The organism is Algibacillus agarilyticus (genome assembly GCF_003286125.1).
Lineage (GTDB): Bacteria > Pseudomonadota > Gammaproteobacteria > Enterobacterales > Alteromonadaceae > Algibacillus > Algibacillus agarilyticus.
In genome coordinates this window covers 110,624-130,995 of sequence record NZ_QMED01000005.1, presented here as the reverse complement: position 1 = coordinate 130,995, position 20,372 = coordinate 110,624, and the positions used below count along the sequence as shown (strand labels likewise).

Sequence of the window (20,372 nt, the reverse complement as noted above, 5' to 3'; positions counted from 1 at the left end):
AATAATAACGTATTCTCAAATCATGCTTTAATTCAACTTATAAATACCCCTAAATTAATAAGTTAAATCAACGTTAATGTCAACAGTCACTCTGTCTAATTTATAATTTCTGTGAGCGTTATATCATTAGCAAACATAGGCAAAAATTCACTATTGGTTTTAGCGAAAAAATGCCCGCCTTCAATGCACCGCAACTCAAAATCATTTACTGTAAATTGCTGCCAAGTTTGCATTCTGGTCGGTGGTACAATTTCATCTTGCTTACCAGCATAAGCAATAATAGGGCAAGTTAATGCTTTTTGTGTGACGATACATTCAACTAAACCAATATCCGCTCTTAATATGGGTATAAACATTTCTGCTAACTCTGGATCATCAAATATCTGTTCTGACATTGAACCGTAGCGTTGTAAAAAGGTTCTAAACTCTTCAATCGGTAACTTGCTCGCGCCAATATGCTCTGATTTGTGATCAGGTGCGCTATGTGCCATTGCAATAAATAACTCTGGCTCTTTTGCACCTAATTCTATTAACTTGTGAACGACAGCAAACCCTAATTTTGCGCCTAAACTATAGCCTGCAATTATGTACGGCTTATCTAAATTGGGTAATAAAGCTTGCGCGAGTTCTGTCGCCAATTCATTTATATCAAGAATACAGGGCTCATTTAACCTTGTTTCTCGGCCTGGATATTGTACTGGTACGATAGATGTAGTCGTTGGGGCTTGATTACGCCAAGGTCTAAAAAATGAAGCGCCTCCCCCTGCAAAAGGTAAACAAAAAACTCTTAATTCGGTTGAATCTTCACCCAGGCCAAAAGGGAACCACGCTTTATTTTTTATCAATTTATTCATTAAATTTTATCTACATGTTTAACTTGTCTATATTGGCCGAACACATTGAGAGTCGACCATTGACTAAATACTTACATTGGTTGTTACTACTTATTACTTAACCAATGCATTAAGTTTAAAACAAATTGCTGGTTGTGGTTGGCTTCTGGGTTATTGAATCCCATTGGATAATTATTTTCCCAGTCAGCATAACCTACAGAGAACATCGACGCTTCACCAAAAACAGCGACTCGGCCTTTACCAGAAGACATGATAACGCCTTGATATAAGCCATCACCCCCTGCCGATGGTGTTGTTGGCCCCATAACGGCGTAATCTGTTGGCCAAAGTATGGTTGTTCCTTTGCCTAGCTGCATAACGGGAGTAAATGGAACTCCTGGCTTCATTCTAAACGCGCTGCCGGTAAACGTAATAACATAAGGTACGGCTTCACTTGGGTTGTTGCCTTTTACAATCGGGGTGTTTAATAATGTGCCGCCTTGCTTGTCTCCCGGATACTGATAAAACCTCATTAAATTCATATCACCCGGTCGAAATGTAAAGTAAGGGTTGAAAGCAAAATTACTTTGTATTTCAACATTAAAGGCCTCACCTAACTTTGCAGCTGCCGAAGGAAATGGCATGTGATCGGATATTAATAATAAAGAGCCACCCGCATTAACCCATTCTTTAACCGCTGTAATTTCTTCAGTTGTAAAAGCTGAGGGTGCAGGTAATACCCAATCTTTATTACTTGGGGCATTCTTTGCATTAAGTGCATTACAAATAACTAATATATCGGTGTTTGCGAGTGAGCTGGCGGTGAACGTTGCTTTTAATGGTTTTGCTTGGTAACCATCACCTTGGACTAGATCGGCAAAACCTTTAAACCGGTGTTCCATTGTTTGGTAATTATTATGCCCTTCATCAATCGAAATTCGAGGGCCAGTGCCTTTTTTATAGGTCGGGTTTTCAACTTTTACCACATAATCGCCAGTACCTACGATTGATGTTGTTGTCGCACAGGCGGGCACAGTGACCATTGCTGCCAATAATACGCTTGCTAATTTTTTATTATTCATTGTGAAGCATCTCCATTTTAAATTTAAAATCGATTATTAATTGATTGAAACTCGCTATCGCATAAAAATTATTTTTTGCAATTCTTTATAAAGTCTATTATTTCTTTTGATAACACATTTGCGTTAGGTGATCGCATCATGGTTAAGTGATCACCTGGCACGTCTTTAACGGTTATCGGATTATCAAAATAACGCTCCCAACCTAAGCAGTGAGACGACCTTGTTGTTGAAAATTGCTCTGTCGTTAAATATTCCGGTTGCTGTTCTTGAGACCGCAATAACAGTATTTCTGTATTGTTGGTTAATTTAGCAGGGTCGTATTCAACACAAAGGTTTGCTTTATATACTTCAATGAAGCCACGTAAAAAACTAACGTCATTCTGTTCAGGTAAAACACCGGTCGCAATGAGTTTAGTATGTAATAAATTAAGTTGCCCATCTTGGTCGTGTAATTCGAAATCTTTAGTTGGAATAACCGCATTGACATTATATAAATGACTAATTATTTCTGAAACTTGTGTTAACCATTGAGATTGAGACCAATTATCGCCTGTTGGTTTGAAAAAGTGCGGGGCTGGAGTATCAATTAATATCAGTGCTGGAGGGGGATTACCTTGTTTTTCTAACTGCAGTGCCATCTCATATGCGACTAACCCACCAAAAGAATGGCCAGAAATAACTTTTGGTGTCTCTTTCTGCTGTTCTTTTATTTCGTTTAAATAATGTTTGGCTAAATCATCAACTGTAATAAAGGGGGCTGTTACACCATCTAATCCTAATGGTTGTAGACCAATAAAAGGATGGGTATCGGACATTGCTCGAGCAAGTTCATTAAAGTAAACGATATTACCGCCTGCCCCCGCTGCACAAAAGAAGGGGGTTCCTTTACTTTTTGTTTGTATTGGCACCACTGATGACCACACATTTTCGTCATTATCAGTGCGTAATAATTGTGCAAGTGATTCTATTGTTGAACCTTGAAATAAGCTGGCAAGTGGAAGTTTTCGATCGAACTGTTGACTGACCTGTGCCATCAAACGGACGGCAATAATAGAATGCCCGCCAAGATCAAAGAAATCATCTCGTATACCAATGGATTTTATGCCAAGTACTTCTTCCCATATACGGACTAAGCTGACTTCAATACTGTCGCGAGCTCCTATATAGCTTGTACTGGTTGATTGTTCTATTTTAAGTTGTGACAATGCCCGTCTGTCTACTTTACCATTATTGGTCAGAGGCATTTCTGACAATTGTAGTATTAAGCTTGGCACCATGTAGTCAGGTAATACACGTTGTAGAGCTTGCTTTAATTTATTTTTATCGCTTTCATTTCCAAGGTAATAAGCAACTAAACGAGCATGCTCTGTATTGGCACGATCGACAATGACGGTACATATATCAACACCTGTTTGGTTAGTGAGTACATGTTCAACTTCACCAGGCTCCACTCTAAACCCTCGGATTTTAATTTGTTGATCATTTCGACCCATATATTCAATACTATCGTTTGATAAATTTCGGGCTAAGTCGCCTGTTTTATACATGCGTTGACCAGGCACAAAAGGGTCATTGATGAAACTGAGTTGTGTTAATTCAGGGCGGTTTAAATAAGCACAAGCGAGCCCTAAGCCACCTATATACATTTCCCCCCTGACGCCTACAGGGACTAACGCTAAATTGTCATCTAATATATAAATCTTGGTATTATTTATCGGTTTGCCAATGGGTATGGTCGCACTGTTTAAATCCTTTTCACTTACACTGTGTATGGTAGACCATACGGTCGCTTCTGTTGGGCCATATAAATTCCATAAACTATTAACACGAGGTAATAACTTTTTGGCTAATGATGAAGGTAAAGCTTCGCCTCCGCATAATACGTTTAAATGCGGACTGCCTTGCCAATCAGAAGCCAATAATAAACGCCAAGTTGCGGGAGTCGCTTGCATAATACTCACTTGCTCAGTGTTTATTGTTTTCATTAACAACTGACCATCACGTGTCATTTCTTCATCAGCAATAATGACCTTAGCACCTACGATTAACGGCATATATAATTCTAAAACTGCAATATCAAATGCAATGGTGGTGACGGCTAATAATGTATCGGACGCTTTAATTCCTGGTGTTACTACCATGCTGGTTAAAAAATTGACAGCTGCCGCGTGATTTATCATGACGCCTTTAGGTTTTCCGGTAGAACCTGAGGTGTATATTACATAGGCCAAATTTGAATTGTTTTGTTTTGCTTTGATTATTATATTGTTTGTATTTTGATTATCCGTTAGAAACAAAGGACATGTTAAATGGGCAAACTTTTCATATAAGCCTTGGGTTGTTATTAATAAACTCACATCCGCATCGATTAGCACATCTTCGATACGATCAGCCGGATAGTTGGGATCAAGAGGGACATAAGAGGCCCCAGCTTTTAGTACAGCCAGCAAACCAATTAACATATCTAAAGAGCGAGGAACACAAATACCCACTAAACAACCTGAGCTTAAGCCCAACTGTTGTAACTCTTGGCTTAAATTTTGAGCTTCTTGGTTCAATTGCTCATAGGTTAAACTTAATTTTTGAAATGTAACGGCGATCGCATTAGGTGTTTTTATAGCCTGATTTTCAAATAATTGGTGAATAGTGAGAGCCGAATCTATGTCTTTATCCGTTTTGTTTTTAGCGGTTATTAAGTCATAAACATCATCACTATTTAAGATGTTTAACTTATCTATTGTGCTGTTAGGCGTTTGTAATAGAGATCCCAACAACTGTGTATAATTTTTGGCAAAACGGCTGATAGTCGCGCACTCAAATAAATCTGAATTGTATTCAATATTGGCTTCTAATTGATTATCAATTTCAGAAATGGCTAATGTTAAATCGTATTTGGATACAATTTGATCGTTTGTTATTTCACTTACATTAAGACCCGTTAAATTAGGGGCAATTGAAGGGGTATTTTGCATAGAGAACATAACTTGAAATAACGGTGAATAGCTTAAATTGCGTTGCGGTTTTAGCTCTTCAACTAATTGTTCAAATGACACATCTTGATTGGCATAAGCTTCTAATGATATTTGACGAACCTGTTTTAAAAATGTTTCAAAGGTTTGATGGGGTGCCAAATCTAATCGCATTACCATGGTATTAACAAAAAAACCGACTAAGGGTTCGAGTTCAGTCCGGCTTCGGTTAGCCGACGGGGAACCAATGGCAATATCATTTTGACCAGAATAACGCATCAATAAAATGCCAAAACCGGCCAGCAATAACATATACAGTGAAACACCCGATTGTTCAGCATAACGTTTAAGTTGTATTGAAAGCTGACTGTCTAATTTTAAATTGAATGTGCCACCGCGGAACTGCTGTATTGCAGGCCGTGGTTTATCGGTCGGTAATTCTAATAATGCAGGTAAATTGTTTAACTGTTTACCCCAATAAGCTAATTGGTTTGTTAAATTGCCATTGGCTAAATTTGTTTGTTGCCAATTTGCATAGTCACCATACTGCACGCTAAGTGGGGGTAAGGGCGAGGCATTTTTAGTGATATATGCGTTATATAATTGTCCCCATTCGCTAACAATAACCCCCATTGACCAACCGTCAGAAACTATATGATGCATATTGACGAGTACGATGTGTTTAGTCGGGCTAAGTTTGAGTAATTTACTTGTAAATAATGGCCCTGAAGATAGTTTAAAAACAGTCTGAGCATCTGATTTTATATAGTTAGATGCCAGTTTTTGTTGATCCACAACGGCTAAATGGCTTAAATCGATAATTTCTGTATCGGGTAATTCATTATTCACTCTGACTACAGGTTGACCTTCTATTGTTTCAAATTGACTGCGTAAAGTTTCATGTCGTGCAACGATCGCGCGTAAACTGGCTGTCATCGCTTCTGTATTTAATAAACCCTCAATGTTTAAAGCAACGGGCATGTTATAAGCAGAACCAGCACCTTCAAGTTGGTCTAAAAACCAGAGTCTTTGTTGTGCAAACGAAAGTGGTAAGGTGTTATCTTGCCTATCTAACGGCTTAATTGGCAAGTTATCGGTTTCTAAATCCGTGTTATAACCAAATATTTTTGCCATATCTAAAGTGGGTTGGCCTAAAAATGCTTTGTTATATTTTTTTCGCCACCTTTCACTGATTGCTGCGTCTATCTGTTTATGAGTATGGAATTTAACATCACCCAACATAGTGGATTCTTGATGTATGCCATCGGTCATACGCGCTTTTTGTTGATTGTTATATAAATCGAGCATGTCACTAGAGAAATCGAGGTCAATAAACTTGCAGAGCTGTTTAACAACGGTTTCTGGTTGTTTAGTCATGTCCTCAAAGCTAACATTGATTTGTCTTTCAGCAGGAATAGTCGATAAAAAATCAAAAATGTTACGGTGACTTTGAAGCCAAATCAGTTCGCCTAAGCGTTGTTCAGTTAGTTGATGCGGGTATCTAAAAAAGATTTGATCCAACTTAGCATCTTCAAAGGAGTTAATCATGCCATAGGGGTGACGGTGTAAATGTATATACAGCGGTTCATCAAAGTAAGCTTCGGCACGCTCCATAACCCCTTTCTGTAATGCATAAGATGGCGACTTATCAACTAAAACCTTATCTCCAACCCATTCTTGTAATTCAGCATAAAAAGCCTGGGTAGGCATATCGACATTTTCACGAGATGCCATGATTTCTTTAGCTTGGTCTGCGTCTACGTTGCAGGCTTCCATAACGGCTCGTAGTGTACCTTCTAACCAAAAAGCGTCTCGGCCCGAGCAAATTTGTTTGCGTTCTCCTAGGGTTTCAAAACCCAGGAGTTCAAGTTCTGGTGGTGAAAATAAATTATCATGGCCACCTAATAATACCCTTAATAATGTTGAGCCTGAGCGCGGGGGAGATAAAACAAAAATAGCACGTGGATTTTTTTTACGTTTTGCGGTTATATTTTGTAAAGACGGACTTTTGGGGGTAGGCGGGATTAACGCTTTAAATGCAGCAACGCTTTGCTCGTCAATTAACGGACTTGATTGCTCAGCTACACTGATTTCACCCATTTTTTTCATCGCTTCAGGGTAATGTTGATGCAAATATGTAATGAGTAATCGGATTGTGGGTGCCTCAAATAAGGCAACCACGTAAACAACGCTTTCTATTTTTTGTTGTATTTTATTGGCTAAGATTGCACCTCGAATTGAATCCCCGCCGAGCTCAAAAAAATTATCATCGAGGTTAATCTGCGGAATGGACAAAACGTCACACCATAAAGCAGCTAAGGTTTTTTCTAAATCCGTTTCGGGAGGCGTTAACAACAATTTATTATGATTCGCTTGCTCATTTCGGGTTTTATCTAGTAATCGTTCTAATTGTTTTCGATCTAATTTGCCATTATTCGTTAACGGTAATTGGTCTAATAACAAAATAGTAGCTGGGATCATATAATCGGGTAGCAGTGATTGAAGATGCAAACGCAATGTTGTTGTTAATGCGCTATTTTGGTTGTCATGAGTAACTGCATAAGCAATTAAGCGAGCACCATTTATTTCATCAGTTGTTAAAACCACCGCTTCACTAACCACATCATGAAGACTTAAGCAGCGTTCTATTTCACCAAGTTCTATTCTAAACCCGCGAATTTTTACTTGATGATCAATCCGGCCTAAATATTCTAAGTTGCCGTTACTGCGCCAACGTGCTAAATCTCCGCTGCGATATAAACGTTGTGAAGATCCCATATGGTTTTGATCTGGCACAAATCGTTCAGCGGTTAATTTGGGTAAATTTAAATAGCCTTTTGCTACGCCTCCCCCGCCAATTAACATTTCACCTGCAATGCCTATTGGTACTATTTGGTTATGCTGATCAACGATTTGTATGTTCAGATCAGGCAAGGGTTTACCAATAGTACTAATGCCTTTTTCAATATCTTGTTGTGTTAAGCAATGAAAACTAACGTGAACCGTGGTTTCGGTAATACCATACATGTTAATTAATTGAGGCGTATTTAAGCCATAACGCTCAACCCAATTGGCTAAATGCCGTGGATCAAGTGCTTCGCCACCAAATATGACCCATTTTAAATCAAGTGGATTTTGATTTGTGGTGACTAATCGCTGATCTGCTTCAATTAATTGTTTAAATGCTGAAGGGGTTTGATTTAAAACCGTTACGCCATTTTGTTGTAAAAATTGATGAAATTGATCGGGGGTACGTGAAATATGTAATGGTACAACGACGATTTTACCACCATGTAACAATGCTCCCCAGAGTTCCCATACTGAAAAATCAAAAGCATAGGAATGAAATAAACACCATACTTCCTTTGAATTAAAACCAAAAAGTGGTTCAGTTGTCGTAAATAAACGGGTGACATTCGCGTTTGAAACTTCTACCCCTTTGGGCTTGCCTGTAGACCCTGAAGTATAAATGACATAAGCAATATCATCGAGACTGGTTGTTATATTGGGTGTTTCAATGCTTTCTGCTTTTAATGTTGGATCATCTAAGTTAACAGTATTAACTGCTAAGTTTGGTTTTGACTCATGATAAGTCACGATGACTTGCAGTTTACTGTCTTGCGCCATGTAATTAAGGCGGTCATCAGGATAGGCCGGGTCAAGTGGTATATAAGCTGCACCTGCTTTTAATATACCTAGTACGCCAATGACTAATTCAAGTGAGCGTTCGGTATATAGTCCGACATAATCACCTCGGCTCACGCCTATTTTATGTAAACGATGTGCGAGTTGGTTAGCTTTTTCGTTTAGTTGACGATAAGTTAATGTTTGATCATTAAATCGAGCCGCAATCGAATTAGCATATTGGTCGGCTTGTATATTGAACGTCTGTGCTAATGTCAGTTTATTGGTGGGTTGATCTTTGCCTCCACGCCAATCATTAAGTTGAATACGTTCTTCATTCGATATAATAGGTAAATGCTGAATATTTTCAGTAGGCTGTGTTAATAGTCCGTTTAAGAGTATTTTGAAATGTTCAACCATGCGCTCTATGGTTGCATGTTCAAATAAGTCGGTGTTGTAACGGAAAAAACCTTGAATGTTATCTGTGCTTTCTTCTAAAGATAAAACTAAATCAAATGGAGAATGTAATGATTGAGTTGGTTGACTACTAATGTTTAATCCATCTAAACCTACATCACTCATCGGGGCATTTTGCAGGGCAAATAACACTTGAAATAAAGGGGTGTAGCTCGGATTACGATCTAAATCTAAAGCTTGTAAAACGTGATCAAAAGGTATTTCTTTATGTTCGTAACTTTCTAATGAAACTTTACGCACTCGGGTTAACAGTTCGTTAAAGCTTGGCTCTGCTGATAAGTCTATACGTAACGCCAGGGTATTTAGAAATAACCCTATTAATGACTCCGTTTGGCTGTGCGGTCGAACGGCAATTGGTGAGCCGATAACAATATCTTTTTCCCCTGTGTAACGACTTAATAAAACGCTAAAAGCAGATAGTAAAGCCATAAAAGGGGTAACGCCTGCCATAGTACAAATTTTCGAAAGTTGATTTGCACATTGGTTTCCAAGTTCAAAATAAACTGCACTACCTTGATTGCTTCTTATTTTGGGTCTTGGACGATCGGTTTGCAATGGCAAAAAACTTGGCGCGTCACTTAATTGTTTTAACCAATAATTACGATGGTTCTCAAGTCGTGAATCCGTCATTCGTTTGCGTTCCCAAGCCGAAAAATCAGCATATTGGATCGGCAAGGGAGTTAATTGATGCTCAATTTTTGTATTAGTTTGATAGGCATGAGTATAAGTTCGATAAAGTGTAGACAGCTCTTCAATTAATATGCCCATAGACCAACCATCACCAATAATATGGTGCATCGTGAGCATAAATACATGCTCATCATTCGCTAGTTTTAATAGCAATGCGCGCATTAATATTTCACCTTGTTGCAGGTCAAATGGCATAAGCGCTTGTTCTTTGATATGTTGGTTTATCTCTTCTTCTTTTTCAGCGTTGTTTAAACCGTTGATATCATTTATTTTTAAGGATAATTGTGCGTCTGGTAATACGATTTGAACGGGCTGATCGTCTTCAATCCGAAATGCACTTCTTAATACCTCATGACGCTGTACAACGTCGTTTAACGAATTTTCTAATGCATCAATATTAAGGTTGCCTTCAAATCGTAATACGATAGGTGGCATAACAAAAGTAGCTGAATTACCTTGATCAAGTTGATCTAAAAACCAAAAACGTTGTTGTGAAAATGATAAAGGTGCGCCTTGATTGCGATCTAAAATAGGGATAGGTTGTTCATCCCAACTTTTTTCTAAATTGCGTTGTTCTAAGATAGTAATGATATCGGCTTTATTATCGCGTAAACGTTGCATTAACACGTTATCAAGTGCACCTTTTGGTGCACTAAAGCGTAATTGACCTTCATCTACACTTAATCTTACATCAAGTTGTTCCAATTCAGACAACAATATTGCCGCGCTCATACAATTAATCCCTTTTCTATCAATAACATAAACTTACAACTCTGCAATTTAACTTTGAACAAATAATTCACGTGATTACTACGGTATACTTTTATTTAATGCACTTTATGCCATGCTTACAACACACCTTCTTCGCGTTCTGATTCACTTTCTAACGCATTTTGCTGTATTTGTTTAATCATCTCCGCAATATCGGCTATTGTCGGTCTATCAAATAATGAGGTTAAAGAAAGCTCTAAACGGTATATTTTTCTTATTTGAGCAAGTAATTGCGTTAATAATAATGAATTACCGCCGAGTTCAAAAAAGCTATCATCTGATCCAATTCCACCAATACCCAATAAGCCTTGCCATAATTGTGCAATTTGTTGTTCTATTTCACCTACAGGTTCAACATAGGCGCCTAACATACTCGGCCGTTCATGTTGTGCTTCTGGTGTCGTTTGTATGAGCGATTCATCTTTTGGTGCAACCCACTGGGCCATTCGTTCTGTTAGGTCACCACTAGAGATTACGATACGATCGCGATGTGCAGATGTTAATATCCGTTTAAAGATGTCTAGCCCTTCACAGGGAGACATCCCTAACTCAGCTACTGATGCGCCTGCTTGATTAGTGTCTACTTCATCTTCAAAATGCCAACCTTCCCAATTTACACTGATCCAGCGTGTTGGATGCGCTTGATTATGTTGGATCACAAAGCTATCTAAATAGGCATTTGCAGCGGCATACGCAGCAAAACCGAGGCCGCCTAATATAGATGCCAGTGATGAACACAGTATGCAGAAATCGAGAGGACGCTCACCAAGTACTTGCTCAAGTATTTGTACACCCTCTATTTTGGGTTTAAATTGCTTATCACAGAACGCGCGTGTACTTTCACTAACGGTAGCAAATGATTCTTCACCGACTAAACCTGCAGAATGAATAACGCCGTTAATTAGCCCAAAATTATTTTCTGTACGGGTAATCAAAGCGTTCATGGCATTAAAATCACCGGTATCGGCAACGGCAACTTGAACATTGGCACCCAGTGTTTTAAGCAAGGCAATTTTATTTGCCCGAGCATCATCTAACATCCATGACGTTTGTCGAGTCGTAAGAATTAAATTAACCTCAGATGCTTGTTTTGCAATGAATTCAGCTAAAACTAACCCAATATTACCTAAACCACCTGTAATTAAATATGTACCTTTATCTTTAAATATCGAATTGTCTTTGGCTGATTTTTCACACACTGCGTTTGGTTTATATTGTTCAAATTCTTCAACCCAACGTTGTTCAGCTCGTAACGCTACAAATCTTTCTTGGGCGCTAAATTCACTTAATATATTTTCAAATAAGCGTGTTCGCTGCCAAGAGAATTCAGGTTCGACAAAATCTATTAACCGGCATTGTAAGTTTGGATACTCTTGCGGTAAAACAAGTAAAGGGCCTAATACGGCAGAGTTAAGTGGATCTATCTTTTCACCCGTGACTGACAAACTGTGTGTACTTAATAGTGTGAGCTTAATCGTATCAGAAAATACACGCCGCCCAAGAGATTGCCCTAATGCCAGTAATGCGTAATACCCTAACGCTAAAGGGTTGAAATCATTATCTATTTTGTTTTTGATTAAACCGAGGTAAACGATGTGATCAAAAGACGTTTCAACCATTTCTGTTGTTGTAAAAACGTTATCCCAATCTGCCGCTGTATTTAGCCCAACTGAAGAATGAAAACTGACTTTTACACCAGACGTGTTTAATTTCTCAATTAGTTCATGGGTAAAAGAGCTTTGCTCGCCAACAACAAGCCAATGACCATTAAGAGGTTTGACGGTGAGAGATGATTGTTCTTGCCAGCTTGTACGATAAAACCATTTTGCTAAGTCAGGTTGTTTACCCGTATTTTCGGATTTGTTAGTTTCACTTTTTGTGACGGCGGGTTCAACCCAGTAACGTTTATGTTCAAAAGCGTAACTTGGTAATGCAATTTGCTTTTGTTTTATACCTTCATATAAAGCTGACCAATTAATCTCAACACCTGAAACCCATAATTTTGCAACTGTTGTTTGTAAATGATAGGAGTCGTTCAAATGAGCGTTACTTACTGACGTGTAGCGGGGATCCGCTAAGCTCGATAAAATTTGAGCATTAACTGGACGGCTTGTTTGCAACATAGCAAAACTGCTCATATTTTGACTCGGGCCTATTTCAAGATATAAACAATTATCAATCGAAAATAATTTATCAAACCCTTTTTCAAGCTGGATCGTTTGGTTGGCTAAACGCAAATAATGTTCTGGATCCATGGCTTGTTCTGATGTGATCCAGTCTCCCGTAACACAAGACACAAATGGCGTTGTCGGCGGATTAAACTTCACTTGTTGTAATTTTTGGCGATATGGTTCAATGAAAGGCTGCATAAATTCTGTATGAAAAGGCAAACCCATTGATACATCAACATATGATGCCCCCAATTCTGTTAATTTCAGTTTCAATTGTTCTGTGGCTTCTGCCGTACCCCCTACGACACATTGTTTCGGGGCACTGATCATTGATAAACCAAGACCATCTGTCAGCAAGGGACGCAATTCATTTTCTGCCATCGACACTGATATCAAAGAGCCTGACGGTAATGTGGTCAATATACGCCCACTGCTAATCGCGAGCATCAAGGCATCTTCTAAACTAAACACACCCGCAAGACAAGCACATACATACTCCCCTAAGCTACAGCCCATCATGGCGTGTGGTTTTACGCCTAATGCTAACCAGTATTGGGCTAATGCATATTCAGTCACAAAAATAGGGAGTGAATCCAGTGAATAACAAGGCTCGTTTATGGTTCTTTGATCTGAAAACATGCGCGACATGAGATCGATGCCGTGTTCACGTTTGACTATTTCAGCACATAAATCCACATGCTTTGCAAATAAGGGTTCATCTTTATAAAGTGTTGTTACCATCCCTAAATATTGTGCATCTTGGCCTGGAAACATAAAAACAATGGATGGGGCGGTAGCCGGTTGAGTACCACTAAAAATTTGTTTTACGGCCGTGGTATTAATTATATGGGCTGCATCTTCATGAGCGTTTGATACGATTACTTGTCTGTGTTCAAATGCATTTCTACCCATTTGTAACGTATGGGCAATATCGGTTAATGATGAATCGGTATTATTCGTCAACCACGTTGCTAAGTTCTGGCTATTTTGTTGTAATGATGATTCCGTTTTTGCTGATAAAGCTAACATTTGCCAAGTTCGGCCTTCATTTGATATTTGGCTTTCAGGCGGTTCTTCTACTACTACATGCGCATTGGTTCCGCCAATGCCAAAAGAACTAACGCCTCCGCGTCGAGGCGCGCCATTGAGTCTTGGCCAGTCCCGTAGGTTAGCATTTACATAAAACGGGCTAGTTTCAAGGTTTAGTTTAGGGTTTGCCTTGGTAAAATGCAGTGAGGGTGGTATTTGACCATTTTTCAAACCTAATACCGTTTTAATTAAACTCGTAGTGCCTGCTGCCGTATCTAAATGACCGACATTGGTTTTAACTGAGCCTAAACCACATTGTTGATTACTGGTGATGCCGGCGTCTCGAAAGGCTTCGGTTAATGCGGTTATTTCTACTTGATCACCTAAATCGGTACCTGTACCATGCGTTTCTATGTAAGCAATGGTATCTGCATTAATCTCTGCCATTTCTTGAGCTTCGCGAATAACACTTGATTGACCTTCAACACTTGGTGCTGTGTAACCTACTTTTTGAGCGCCATCATTATTAACCGCAAAACCTCGAATAACACCATATATCGTATCATTGTCATTTATGGCATCCTCTAAACGTTTGAGCACTACAACCGAAACACCATTGCCATCAAAGGTACCTTGTGCTTTTTCATCAAACGCTCTGCAATGCCCATCGGATGATAATGTACCGCCTGGGTGATATTCATAACCTTGATCTTGTGGCAGGTGTATTGAACATCCACCGGCCAAAATCATATCACTTTGATAAGACAGTAAACTTTGACAAGCCATTGCCACCGACACTAATGAGGTTGAACACGCGGTGCTGACATTCATTGCCGCCCCGCGTAAGTTTAATTTGTAAGCGACACGAGTTGCTGCGAAATCTTTATCATTGGCTAATGTAAGTTGCCAGCCCCCGAGTGATTCAATTAAATCGGTTCGTCCCACTAAATTGTGTAATAAATAATTATTTAAGCCAACGCCTGACATCATGCCTACTCGTCCTGCATTGTCGAAGTTTTGGCTTGCAGGGGCATAGCCTGCATGCTCTAACGCTTCCCAGCTGCACTCTAAAAGTTGACGGTGCTGAGGGTCAAGTATTTCGGCTTCACTGGGTAATATGTCAAAAAAATCATTATCAAAGAGTTCAGCACCCTCAAGTAAGCCAAATGCTTTAACAAAGTCCGGGTTGGCTAATGTTGACTCAGATACACCGGCGGCTCGTAGTTGTGCATCACTAAAAAATGTTGTTGATTCAACGCCGTTATGTAAGTTGTGCCAAAATCTCTCTAAATCATTGGCTCCAGGAACGCGTAAAGCCATGCCGACAATGGCTACGCCTTCCATTTCGTCTGTGTATTCTTCATCGCCAACGGCATCTATTTGATCTGAATAAGCTGAATTAGGCACTTTGATTCCTTTGTTTTTTCTTTTTAAAAGCCTGACGCTGTCGACTGGCGCGTTGTTTTATATTTTCTGATTTAGTGGGTTGTTGCGTCTCTAGTGTTTTAGTCATAAACCGTGCCTGAGCCGCTATTGTAGGCAAACGGAAAATATCGACGGGTAATAATGGTTTCTCAAACATTGTTTGTAATTGATCACGAAGGGGGATAACTAATAATGAATGACCACCTAATTCGAAAAAATTATCGTTTACACTTAATTGTTCAATACCTAATAATTCTCGCCACATACTGGCTATTTTCTTTTCGGCTTCATTACTCGGATTAACTAAAGCTGATGCGATTTTGGAGCGTATTGCATTAGGCTCAGGTAACGCGGTACGATCTACTTTTCCATTGGCTGTTAGGGGTAACGATTCAAGCTCAGTGAATGTACTGGGTAACATATGTGCAGGTAGAAGATTAATTAATGAAGAACGTAATTGCTGTTCATCAAAAACAAAGCCGCTATTAATAACTACATATGCATTTAAGCGTATATCTTTTTCGGTTTTTTTGTTGATTGTTACAACGGCTTCGCGAATTTGGTTTTCTTGTGTTATTGCGTTTTCAATTTCACCTAACTCAATACGATAACCCCGTAATTTTATTTGGTTATCACTGCGGCCTAAATATACTAAATTACCATCAGGCATATATTTGACGATGTCGCCGGTACGATATAAACGTGTATTATTTTCTTCTGGTTCTAAAGCGCTTATGCCCGTTTCGCTTATTTGAATAAAACGCGCCGCCGTTAAATTTTCTTGTTTGTAATATCCACGAGCAACTCCATTACCTGCTATATATAACTCTCCTTTTACACCAATGGGAACAGGTTGTTTATTTTGATCTAATACATACAATTGGGTATTAGCAATAGGTTTACCAATGGGCACACTATTAACGGTATTGTTTGTCGGCAAATTAGGATCAGCTTGATATACACAACAGCCAACAACGGTTTCTGTGGGGCCGTATTCATTAATTATGCGTGTATCGGTTGCAAACGCTTGCCAAGGTTTTATTTGACTATTAAGTAAAGCGTCTCCGCCTAGCACAACACATTGAGTTTGTTGGCCTAATTTTTCATTTGGCACCATAACATTTACTAATTCTAGGTGCGCAGGTGTTAATTTTATAAAACTCCATTCTTTATCAGATTGTAATGCAGAGCAAATATGTTCAATTTCTTGTTTTTCGTCTTCTGGCAATAATGTTAGTGCTCGGCCATTCAGTAAAGGTAAAAATAAACTGGTAATGGTTGCATCAAAACTAATCGATGAATGCAAAGGCGCCCCGTCACCTTGTGAAACTTGATAATATTCAGAAGCCCAATAAATATAATTAGATAAATTACGATGTTCTATTAATGTCCCTTTTGGTTTACCGGTCGAACCTGATGTATAAATTAAATACGCTAGGTCTGTTGGTTTTATTTGATGTTCAAGATTGTTTTGAGGGTTATTAATATAGTTTTTTTGTTGTGTATCTAAACATAATGAGTGGATATGGTTCAAACCATCAAAGTGTTTACTGATCGAGCTTTGTGTCAACAACGTTGTTACATCGGCATCTTCAACCATAAATTGTAAACGTTGTGTTGGATAGGCCGGATCTAAGGGTAAATAGGCGCCACCCGCTTTTAGAATAGCTAAAAGACTAACAATTAAGTTTGCTGATCTTTCTAAACAAACTCCAACCACCGTTTCTGCCTGTACGCCTTGATTTTGTAACCAAACAGCCAGTTGATTCGCTTGACTGTTTAAGGCCTCATAAGTTATCGCCGTCTCGCCTTGATAGAGCGCAATGGCGGTTGGTGTTAACGTGGTTTGTGTTTCAAAACGCTCTATTATCGTGTTTTCGGCATTGTACTCTTTAGTCGTGTTATTCCAATCTGTGAATAATCGTTTCTGATTATGAGCATTTAATAAAGGGACACAATCTAAAGTTTGCTCCGGTTTTTCTATCACATTTTCAAGTATTGTAAAAAAGCTATCTACATAGCGCTCTATGGAACTTGTATCGAATAAATCACGACTAAAATCGCACTCGAGCACCATGCCATTATCAACTTCTGTTAAATTTAGCGTAATAGGAAACGCAGTATAATGAACGGGCTGTGAAAGCCATTTTACTTCGACATCATCCATATTAGGTGCCGCGCCTGGACGATCTAAATTGAATATCGCGGAAATTAAATTACTTCTTCTGCTTTTAAAATTTTCTTCATTAAGTAATTCTGAGAAAGGGAGATCCTGATTTTCGTAACTCGCTAATAATGTGTCACGCATTGATCGTAAATATTCATTAAAAGGCTGGTTCCATGTTGCACGACTTCTTACGGGTATCAGGTGTGTAGCGTAACCCACTAATTCATCTGCCCCTTTCAAATTTCTTCCAGCGACCGGAATACCGATTAACAAATCATCTTGCTGACATAGACGATGTAACCATAAAGCATAAATAGAAAACAAGGTCATAAAATCAGTACAGCTTTGGTTACGACTTAATAGTTGTATTTTTGCTAACAAAGGCGCAGAAATTTCTTGGCAATATCGACCACCTCGATAGGTTTTATGTAGGGGTTCTGGTCTATCTACCGGTAAATCTAAAACGGGTAACTCGCCCGATAATTGTGTCAACCAATATGCTTTTTGTTTATCAAATGAAGCATTTTTTTGCCAATTAAGATACTCACTAAATTGCATTGGCGTAGCGAGTGTATTCGCAACGCCTTGCAAGTTGGCGTTATAGAGAGCCGTTAAGTCATGGACAATAAGATTAACCGATAAACCATCGGTTACAATATGATGAGCTTTAATTAATAATCGATGCTCATTTTCTGCCATACAATATAAATGTACTTCGAACAACGGGTCTGATGATAAATCAAAAGCTCGTTCTGCATGGGCACTCAATGATTCTGTTAAGGCCTTTTCTGGCGATAACTCTTGGCTTAAATCAGTGTAAGTTAAATCAACATTTTTAAATGAATTAAGTGGTAAAATTTGCTGCTGTTGGTTAACGATCACTGTTCGTAAAGCATCATGACGGCGCATCACTTCACGAACGGCTAATTTAAGTGTTTTGACTTGCAGTTTACCCTTCAATGCGAGCAAAGGACTAATATGATAAGCCTTAGACCCTTCGGGTATTATTTCTGCGAGTGTGAGTAATTGCTTTTGCGCTTCGTTAAGTTCGGTTGGTTCAGGTAATTCAGATTCATTTTTACGTTGAGTAATAAACCCGCCTTCTTGTAGCGCGGTTACACTTTCTTTAACGGCACTGATAATATCGTTTATATCTTCATCGGTATGCGCAGTCGATAAGAAATAGTTTCGCCATTCCCAAATGAATATGCCTTTTTGCATCATGTGATAAAATAAGAGCTCAAAGTTGCCCTCGAAAGAAAACCTAAATAATGAACCAAAATGAATGACCCGCATCGGTATTTGTTGTGCATCAAAATATTCGTTAAGTTCAGCGGCTAACATTTTTGTTTTTTCATTTAATCTTTCTTGAAGCTGGGGTCCTTCTTGTTTTAAATAACGTAAAGTAGCTAATGTTGTGATCATTGCAGTAGGGTGTTGGCAGAACGTGCCGCCAAAGATGGTTCTATCGGCTTCTGGATAAGAGTTATCGCCGTATTGCCAAGCCCCTCCATCAATTGCATCCATATATTTGGCGTCACCGGCGACCATGCCAATTGGCATGCCTCCCGCTAATACCTTACCGTAAGTGGCAATATCGGCTTTAACGCCAAACCATGCTTGAGCGCCACCTTGATGCACCCGAAACCCCGTAATCATTTCATCAAACATAAGCAAGCTGCCAGATTGCTCTGTAATATGTCTTAACTCGTGTAAAAAGGTTCGAGGTTGCAGATCGGGTCGACGACTTTGCACGGGCTCAACCATAACCGCTGCTATTTCATGGCCGTGTGCTTTAATATATTCTAATGCGCTATCGCTACCATAATCGAGTAACCATATATCATCAACAGACCCTTGGGTAATACCTGGCGCAACCGGAACCGAGCTTAACTGATCTTCATTCTTAACGGGACGACCCATTACATTATCAGCATGACCATGATATGCATTCTCAAACATCACTATTTTATTACGACCCGTTGCAGCACGTGCCAAACGTAGTGCAACCATGACAGCTTCTGTTCCACTATTTGTGAACGTAACCCGATCCATCCCGGTCATTTCACAGGCCAATTGAGCTGCTTCACCTACATGAGGTGACCGCGGGCCTAACATCATGGTATCGTTTTCGGGATCGGCTAAAGCTTCATCTATAAATTTTGGATGATGACCAAATAACGTCACCCCTTGGCCCATGGTAATATCAATATATTCATTACCATCAACATCCCAAACACGTGAACCTTTTCCTTGTCTACCCACAATCGGATATAACATTTCTTTAGTGGTAAATCGAAATCCAACGGCGGCTCTGCTATCAGCTAATGATGCTCTATGTTTTGATGCTAACGCTTTAGATACTTTTGTTTTTTCAGTATAGGTTTGTATTAACGTTTCAAGATGTTCACTTTGTTTTGCGGTTAAGCCCCTTGCCCGTGTTTCTAGTGGCGACAGCATTCGATGCATCACGGTTGTGGAGCTTGATTTTATGGCTTTTTGTGTCGAAGCACTTTCGTCGTTATTTTTGCTTTTAGGTTGACCATTTTGCGGTTTGGTTTTTAATGTAGCTTCTGGCGTTTTAGTCAGAGGAGTTGAATCTTCTGTTGCCTCAAGTTCTTGTAAAAATTGGAGTTGTTTGGCGACTACTTGATTAATCGCTTTAGATGCTGTTTCAAGTTGACGAGATAAAATGGTCTGCAAATCATCTACGTCAGTCGCTAACGTATTTAATTGATTGTTATTTTTTAATGGCGTAGGTGTTTTGATAGTGGGTTCAGCAATCGACTGCGCTTGTTTATCTTCAACTTCTATTTTTACTGATACCGATGGCTGCTTTTCAACAATATAATCGACTAGCGCATTTATGTTTGTGAGTTCTTGGAAAAATTGTGGAATGGATATTGTTAGGCCATATTCTGTTTCAACTGCTCGTTGAACTTCCATTAATGCTAATGAATTTGCCCCCATTTCTAAAAACGGAATTTGCATATCGGCATCGGTAGGCGCTGATGGAAGTACCTTAGCCATAAATCCACGTAACATCTCTTCAACATCGTTACGACTTACCGTTAAGCTTACATTTTTCGGGGCATTCATTATTATCTCACTCCATAGAAAACATATTATTGTTT

General features: G+C 39.1%; 5 protein-coding genes. All 5 read right to left on the bottom strand.

The features are described 5' to 3' along the window. Positions 1-95: 95 nt before the first annotated feature. Positions 96-854 (bottom strand): thioesterase II family protein, encoded by a 759-nt coding sequence (locus tag DPX34_RS06280; RefSeq protein ID WP_111977561.1) that lies wholly within the window; start codon positions 852-854, stop codon positions 96-98. Positions 855-940: 86 nt separating this feature from the next. Next, positions 941-1,915: a DUF4350 domain-containing protein gene (locus DPX34_RS06275; protein WP_111977560.1), complete on the bottom strand. Its 975-nt coding sequence runs from the start codon at positions 1,913-1,915 to the stop codon at positions 941-943. A 68-nt stretch (positions 1,916-1,983) separates the two neighbouring features. Then, complete coding sequence (locus DPX34_RS06270; protein WP_111977559.1) at positions 1,984-10,407, bottom strand: non-ribosomal peptide synthetase; 8,424 nt, start codon at positions 10,405-10,407, stop codon at positions 1,984-1,986. A 116-nt stretch (positions 10,408-10,523) separates the two neighbouring features. Beyond that, the gene (locus tag DPX34_RS06265; protein WP_111977558.1) at positions 10,524-15,053 is read right to left on the bottom strand and encodes a type I polyketide synthase; all 4,530 of its coding nucleotides are present in this window, start codon (positions 15,051-15,053) and stop codon (positions 10,524-10,526) included. Next, positions 15,046-20,337 carry a non-ribosomal peptide synthetase gene (locus DPX34_RS06260; RefSeq protein ID WP_111977557.1) on the bottom strand — a complete coding sequence of 1,764 codons (5,292 nt, stop codon included), beginning with the start codon at positions 20,335-20,337 and terminating at the stop codon, positions 15,046-15,048. The genes DPX34_RS06265 and DPX34_RS06260 overlap by 8 nt, the downstream gene beginning before the upstream one ends. Positions 20,338-20,372 lie beyond the last annotated feature (35 nt).

Excerpts from the sequence above, each read along its gene's own strand:
- DPX34_RS06280 (WP_111977561.1), bottom strand. The coding sequence starts at position 854 with ATGAATAAATTGATAAAAAATAAAGCGTGGTTCCCTTTTGGCCTGGGT.
- DPX34_RS06275 (WP_111977560.1), bottom strand. The coding sequence starts at position 1,915 with ATGAATAATAAAAAATTAGCAAGCGTATTATTGGCAGCAATGGTCACT.
- DPX34_RS06270 (WP_111977559.1), bottom strand. The coding sequence starts at position 10,407 with ATGAGCGCGGCAATATTGTTGTCTGAATTGGAACAACTTGATGTAAGA.
- DPX34_RS06260 (WP_111977557.1), bottom strand. The coding sequence starts at position 20,337 with ATGAATGCCCCGAAAAATGTAAGCTTAACGGTAAGTCGTAACGATGTT.